Origin of the sequence: Actinosynnema sp. NPDC059797 (assembly GCF_042732085.1) — a bacterium.
GTDB lineage: Bacteria > Actinomycetota > Actinomycetes > Mycobacteriales > Pseudonocardiaceae > Actinosynnema.
Map to the genome: position 1 here is coordinate 1 of NZ_JBHWIE010000407.1, position 5,909 is coordinate 5,909.

A 5,909-nucleotide genomic window follows, 5' to 3' on the forward strand; every position below is an offset into this window, starting at 1 on the left:
TACTCCGGCTTCGGTTACAGGGGCTCTTCCCGATGAAACCCCCGCTGGTGCGCAACCTTTTGGCGCACCTGCTCGGTGGTGTCCTGCCGCACGCTGGTCAGCGGCGGCGACGTGTGGGGCGCGATCATCGGGTGGTCGTCGAAGCCCACCACCGCGACGTCCTCCGGCACCCGCTTCCCGGCCTCGCGCAGCGCGTCCAGCGCGCCCGCCGCCATGTGGTCCGAGGCGATGAACGCCGCGTCGAGGTCGGGCACCCGCGCCAGCAGCGCCTCCATCGCCCGCTTGCCGCCCTCGCGGGAGAAGCCGCCCTCCTCGGTCATCAGCGCGGTCGTCTCGTCGTCGGCCCCGACCGCCCGCCGCCACCCGGCCAGCCGGTCCCGCGCCGAGTGCTCGTCCAGCGGCCCGGTCACCGAGACGATCCTCTTGCGGCCCATCGAGATGAGGTGCTCGGTGGCCAGCAGCCCGCCGCCCTCGTTGTCGTGGTCCACCAGGTGCATGCCGCGCAGCGAGCCCCACGGCCGGCCCGCGTACACCACCGGCAGCGGCAGCTTCCGGGCCGCGAGCAGCACCTGGTCGCCCTTGTGCGGCGCGAACATCAGCGCGCCGTCCACGTGCCCGCCCGCCAGGAACCGCTCGGCCCGCGCCTGGTCCTGCGGCGAGTGCACCAGCATGAGCACCATCTGCACGTCGGCGTCGGCCAGCGCCCGCGCCGCGGACCGGATCAGCCACGCGAAGTGCGGGTCGTCGAAGATCTTCGGCTCGGGTTCGGAGAACACCACGGCGACCGCGCCGCTGCGCCGCGTCACCAGCGCCCGCGCCGCGTGGTTCGGCTGGTAGCCCAGTTCGACCACGGCCGCCGTGACCGCCTCGTGCGCCTCCGGGCTGACCCTGGGGGAGGCGTTGAGCACCCGCGAGGCCGTCGCACGGGAGACGCCCGCCCGGGCGGCCACGTCCTCCAGCGTGGGTCGGGTGCCTGAGTGCGACTGGACGGACACGGGCACCACTCCTCGGACGATCGCCTTACCCGGCCCCAGCTTAGCCGGAGGCGACCTGCCGGGAAGCGCTCTCCGACTGCACCGGACCGGTGATGTCGGCGTGACCCGTGGAGATCGACACCCGCAGCAGCCCGTCCTCCCGCCGCGACGAGTGGGCCAGGCCCGCGCGCGCCGCCGTGCGGACCAGCCCGTCCTCCGCGGGCAGGCACCAGCCGACCAGCTCCCGGTACCCGGCCGCCCGCGCCGCGCGGACCAGCGCGCCGAGCAGCGCCGTGCCCACGCCCCGGCCCTGCCAGGCGTCCTCCACCAGCAAGGACACCTCGGCGCTGTCCGGAGTGGACAGGGGGATGAGCTGGCCGAGCGCCACCACCCGGTCGGCGCACTGCGCCACGGTGGTCGTCCCGCGGGGCGGGCTGAGCAGCCGGTGCAGCCACCGCCGGGGCACCGTCCGCACGCCCGCGTGGTACCGGTTGAACAGGGTGCCCATCGAGCACCGGGCGTGCAGCTCGGCCACGGCGTCCTCGTCACCGGCCCGGCCGGGCCGCAGCACCAGCGCCATCCCGTCGGTGGTCAGCAGGGCGGACGGCTGCGGCGCGGGCGTGCCGCCGGCCGCCAGCAGGTCCAGCAGCGCCTGCGCCCGTGCCAGCTCGACCTGCGCGAACGGTGCCCAGCCGCGCCGGGCGACCACGACCGCGCCGTCCCGGGTGACCAGCCGCGCGTGGTGCTCGTCCGACTCGTCCGACTCGTCCGGTGCGTCCGGCGACCCGGGCACGACCACCACGGAGTCCGCCGCCAGCACCACCCGCAGCGCCTCGCACGCGGCGCCGGGGTCGCGCACCGCCCGACCGGCCGCGCGCAACGCCGCGGTCGGGGCGTCGACCAGGTCCCGCACGTCCGCGGCGGTGATCCCGGCGCACCGACCGCCCTCCGCGCGCACCGCGGCCACCAGGTCGGCGGGCAGCAGGCCGGGCGCGGCGCGCACCACCAGCTCGTCGACCACGCCGCCGGGCACCGGGATCACGGACAGGGCCAGCACGTTGCAGTCCCGCTCGGCGAGCCGGATGGTCACCCGGGCCAGGGCGCCAGGGCTGTCGTCCAGCTCGACGCGCAACCGCCAGGTCTTCGGTGTGGGCTCCATGTCACCCAGGCTGGTCCGTTGACGTTGCCGCCCGGGGACGCCGGCGTTTCGGCTCCGTTGAAGAGCCCCGTCAGCCCGGCCCACCCGCCTGCCGGCTCACCACGCCCGACCGGAGGACACGCGATGCCCGAGTGGAGGACACGCGAGGGCTGGGCGCATGACACGCGGGGGCTGGGCGCATGACACGCGGGGGTCAGTCGTTGCAGTGCGGGGGCGGCAGGGGGTTGAGGGGGCTGCACGGCCAGGCGGTGCTGCGGGTCGACGGCGTGGTGGTCGCGGTCGTCGTCGGGGGCGCTTCCGTGGTCGGTTGGCGCGAGGGCGGCGGCGGGGCAGCGGGCGCCTGCGTCGTCGTGGTGGGTTTGGTCGTGGTCGTGGAGGCGGGCGTCGAGGACAGCGCGTCCAGGACCACCGAGCTCGACGGCGTGGCCGTGCTGGTCGAGGTGGGGGGCCGCTGGGTGATCCAGGTGGAGGCCGGCGTCTCGGCCTGGTCCCGGTCGTTCACCCCGTCGAGGTAGACCCCGATCAGAACACCCGTCAGCGCCGACGCCGCAACGGCCAAGCCGCACGTCGCCCACAGCACCCGCACAGCCGGCCTCCTCCGCAGAACGCACTCCTGGCGCAAGGTGAGCGGCTGAACAGTACCGCCCTCCGGAGTGGTCCCGTCACACCCAGTGCATCACGGTGGGCTGCGCCACCCGGTCCACCCCGCTGGGCGCGGTTCTCCGCTCCCGCGCGGTCAACGAGCGGCACGGCCCGGTGGTGACGGCGGTCCGTTCACCCTTCCGTTCAGCGGATCACACCCCGCTCACCAGGTAGTTCACCAGGAGTGCAGATCATCGCCGACGGCGCAGTCCGTGCACCCGATCGGGCGTCCCGCCGTCGGGCAGGTACGTGGGCCGCACCCCGCCCGCGAGACCCACCGAGCGTGCGTCACGCGTTCGGACGAGTGAACTTCACGACGATCAAGGTCGGACCGGGCCGGCCGGGGCGGGTCCAGGGGTTCTCACCCCGCGTCGACCCGGCGCCTGATCGCGGCGAGCTGCCGCTCCAGCGCCGCCGCGCCGAGCACGCGGGTCAGCACCAGTCCCGCCCCGGACAGGCCCGCGACCAGCACCGACCCGGTCATGTGCCACGTCGGCGCGTCGCCCGTGCAGGCGAAGACGTCGGTGAACCTCTCGGTCGAGCAGGTGACGTACGCGACCGGGGCCAGCGCGATGCCCGTCGCGGCGACCCCGCCGAGCAGGGCCGCGCCGAAGGTGCGCATCAGCGGGAACGCGGCGTTGGCCGCGGCGGCGGCCGCGATGCCGAACAGCAGCGGCACCGGGTGCGGGAACGGCCCGAACGCGGCGCAGCCGACCATCAGCGCGCACACGATCACCAGACCGGCCCGTTCGTCCATCCGGCGACCCTAACAACGCCCGCCCGGCGCACGTCAGAACTTCGTAAGGCGTTTCGGGCCCCGTGTCGTCACCCGTTTCGCCAGAGTTGTCCCCGACGACGACTTCGAGAGGCGTGAGATGTCCAAGCGGGTAGTGGTGGCCGGGGTGGCCGGTGTCGTGGTGGTCGCGCTCGTGGTGGGGCTGTACCTGTTCCAGCCGTGGCGGCTGTGGACGGACCGGACCGCCGACGAAGCGCTCCTCGTCCCCGTCGGCACCACCGGGTCCGGCACCCCCGGCCCGAGCGCCGGGCCGACCGGCGATCCGTCCACGGCTCCGTCCACCGATCCGTCCGGCGAGGCCGCGCGGCCGGAGGGCCCGGTCGTGGTGGCGTCGGGGCCGTTCCGGTCGCTCGAGCACGCCACCACCGGCAGCGCCTCCCTGGTCAGGCTGCCCGGCGGCGGGCACGCGGTGCAGTTCGAGGCGCTGGACACCAGCGACGGGCCCGACCTGTACGTGTACCTGTCGACGCAGCCCGCCGAGGCGGGGGAGGCGGCGTTCGGCTCCGGTTTCACGAACCTGGGCAAGCTGAAGGCGAACCGGGGCAACCAGGTGTACGAGGTGCCCGCCGGCGCGGACCTGTCGGCGGTCCGCAGCGTCGTGATCTGGTGCCAGAGGTTCTCCGCGGGCTTCGGCGTAGCACCGCTGGTACGAGCCTGACACCCAGGGGAAACACGGGGCAGTGGTCTGAGCCACATATAGCCTTTTCGCCGTATTGACGCATCTGGTCTAGACCACTTAGAGTGATAGGTGCCACAACGTCCCTCGTGGGTGGGCGGGCGGATGCCCCATCGACGAGGAGCCGGCTCACTGGGGTGGGCCACCCGTTGGCGGCGGCGCGGCAAGCCTCTCTCTCCCCACGCCGCGCCGCCGCTCACGGCAGTTCGGGCACACTGTCGGGTGATGCTCACCAGGACCATCGCCATCCACTACGTGCACGCGGCCCTGCGCGGGGCCCTGCGCCGCGGCCACGGCGCGGCCGAGTTCCTGGGCCCGGCGGGCATCGGCGAGGCCCTGCTGGCCGACGAGCGCGCCCGCGTCACCCCCGCCCAGTACACGCGGCTGGTCCAGACGCTGTGGGAGGTGCTGGACGACGAGTTCATGGGCCTCGGCCCGCAGCCGAGCAAGCGCGGCACGTTCCCCACGATGTGCCTGCTCGCGGTGCACTGCGCCTCGCTGGAGGAGGCGCTCCGGCGCGGGCTGGCGTTCTACGCGCTGTTCGACGTGCGGCCCGCGATGGCGCTGGGCGAGCGGGACGGCACGGCCGCGTTCACCCTGGACGCCTCGGGCGTGGACGACCCGGACCGGTTCCTGGTCGAGTCGCTGCTGGTCCTGTGGCACCGGTTCTCGTCGTGGCTGATCGGGCGGCGCATCCCGCTGCGCGGCGTCGACCTCGCCTACCCCGAGCCGCCGCACGCCGCCGAGTACCACCTGATCTTCGGCGCGCCCCTCCGGTTCGGCGCGCCGACGACCACGCTGCGCTTCGACACCCGGTTCCTGCGGATGCCGGTGGTCCAGGACGAGGCGGCGCTGAAGCGGTTCCTGGGCGGCTCGCCGGCCGAGCTGCTGTCGCGGCGCGACTACGGCGCGGACACCTCCGGCCGCGTGCGCCGCGTGCTCGGCGGCGGGGTGGTCGGCCTGGACGGGGTGGCCGCGAGCCTGGGCGTGAGCGCGCCGACGCTGCGGCGCAGGCTCGCCGCCGAGGGCACGTCGTTCCGGGAGGTGCGCGAGCAGTTGCTGCGCGACCAGGCGGTGGCGAGCCTGGTGCGCGGCGGCGAGTCGGTGGAGGAGCTGGCGCTGCGGCTCGGGTTCTCCGAGGCGAGCGCGTTCCACCGGGCGTTCAAGCGGTGGACGGGCAGCAGCCCCGGCGCCTACCGGGCGGGCAAACCGCTGTAGGCCGTTCGGCTGGTAGCGCTTGCAACTACTCTCCGCAACGACGATCGTGCAAATGCACGTGCATTTGCACGATCGTCAAGGGGGTTGGATGCAGAACCGCTTCACGGGACGGGTCTTCGGGGGAGCGCTCCAGACCGGGGGGTCGATCAACGGGGGCATCGCGTTCCACGTCGCCGCGACCGCTCCGGCCGAGCTGTTGCTCAAGGCCGTCGACCACATCTCCTCGCCGCACGCCGTCATGCGCGCGGTGGCGCTGCTCGAACTCGAGCAGCTCGCGCGCGACCACCCGCAGTTGCGGCGGACCGTGTGCCACATCCTCAACGCCTACCTGGACCTGCAGCCGAGGCCCGACGTCGTCGAGCAGCGGGTCCGCCGCGTGGCCCGCGCGGTGCTGTGCCGGGGGGGGGGGCTGGGCGCCCCCCCCCGCACGGGACCAAAAAACAG

7 protein-coding genes are annotated in these 5,909 nt (G+C 74.2%); 4 read left to right on the forward strand and 3 right to left on the reverse strand.

Annotated elements, in window-relative coordinates; translation table 11 throughout:
• Positions 1-14 precede the first annotated feature (14 nt).
• Positions 15-995 (reverse strand): LacI family DNA-binding transcriptional regulator, encoded by a 981-nt coding sequence (locus ACFV4N_RS38440; RefSeq protein WP_499677604.1) that lies wholly within the window; start codon positions 993-995, stop codon positions 15-17.
• Positions 996-1,035: 40 nt separating this feature from the next.
• A complete protein-coding gene (locus ACFV4N_RS38445) occupies positions 1,036-2,133 on the reverse strand; it encodes a GNAT family N-acetyltransferase (protein ID WP_499677605.1) in 1,098 nt (365 codons plus the stop codon).
• Between the two features lie 179 nt (positions 2,134-2,312).
• Here ACFV4N_RS38445 and ACFV4N_RS38450 point away from each other — a divergent pair, with 179 nt between their 5' ends.
• The gene (locus ACFV4N_RS38450; protein ID WP_499677606.1) at positions 2,313-2,648 is read left to right on the forward strand and encodes a hypothetical protein; all 336 of its coding nucleotides are present in this window, start codon (positions 2,313-2,315) and stop codon (positions 2,646-2,648) included.
• A gap of 488 nt (positions 2,649-3,136) precedes the next feature.
• On the opposite strand, the gene ACFV4N_RS38455 is transcribed toward ACFV4N_RS38450, so the two are convergent.
• Complete coding sequence (locus tag ACFV4N_RS38455; RefSeq protein WP_499677607.1) at positions 3,137-3,532, reverse strand: hypothetical protein; 396 nt, start codon at positions 3,530-3,532, stop codon at positions 3,137-3,139.
• A 118-nt stretch (positions 3,533-3,650) separates the two neighbouring features.
• Between ACFV4N_RS38455 and ACFV4N_RS38460 the strand changes: the two genes are divergently transcribed.
• The 3 genes from ACFV4N_RS38460 to ACFV4N_RS38470 all read left to right on the forward strand — a co-directional run.
• On the forward strand, positions 3,651-4,229 hold the full coding sequence (locus ACFV4N_RS38460; RefSeq protein ID WP_499677608.1) for a DM13 domain-containing protein: 579 nt from the start codon (positions 3,651-3,653) through the stop codon (positions 4,227-4,229).
• Between the two features lie 243 nt (positions 4,230-4,472).
• Positions 4,473-5,465, forward strand: coding sequence for an AraC family transcriptional regulator (locus tag ACFV4N_RS38465; RefSeq protein ID WP_499677609.1), 993 nt, complete (start codon positions 4,473-4,475; stop codon positions 5,463-5,465).
• Positions 5,466-5,553: 88 nt separating this feature from the next.
• Positions 5,554-5,909 (forward strand): hypothetical protein (locus tag ACFV4N_RS38470; RefSeq protein WP_499677610.1); only part of this gene is annotated, 356 nt, incomplete at its 3' end.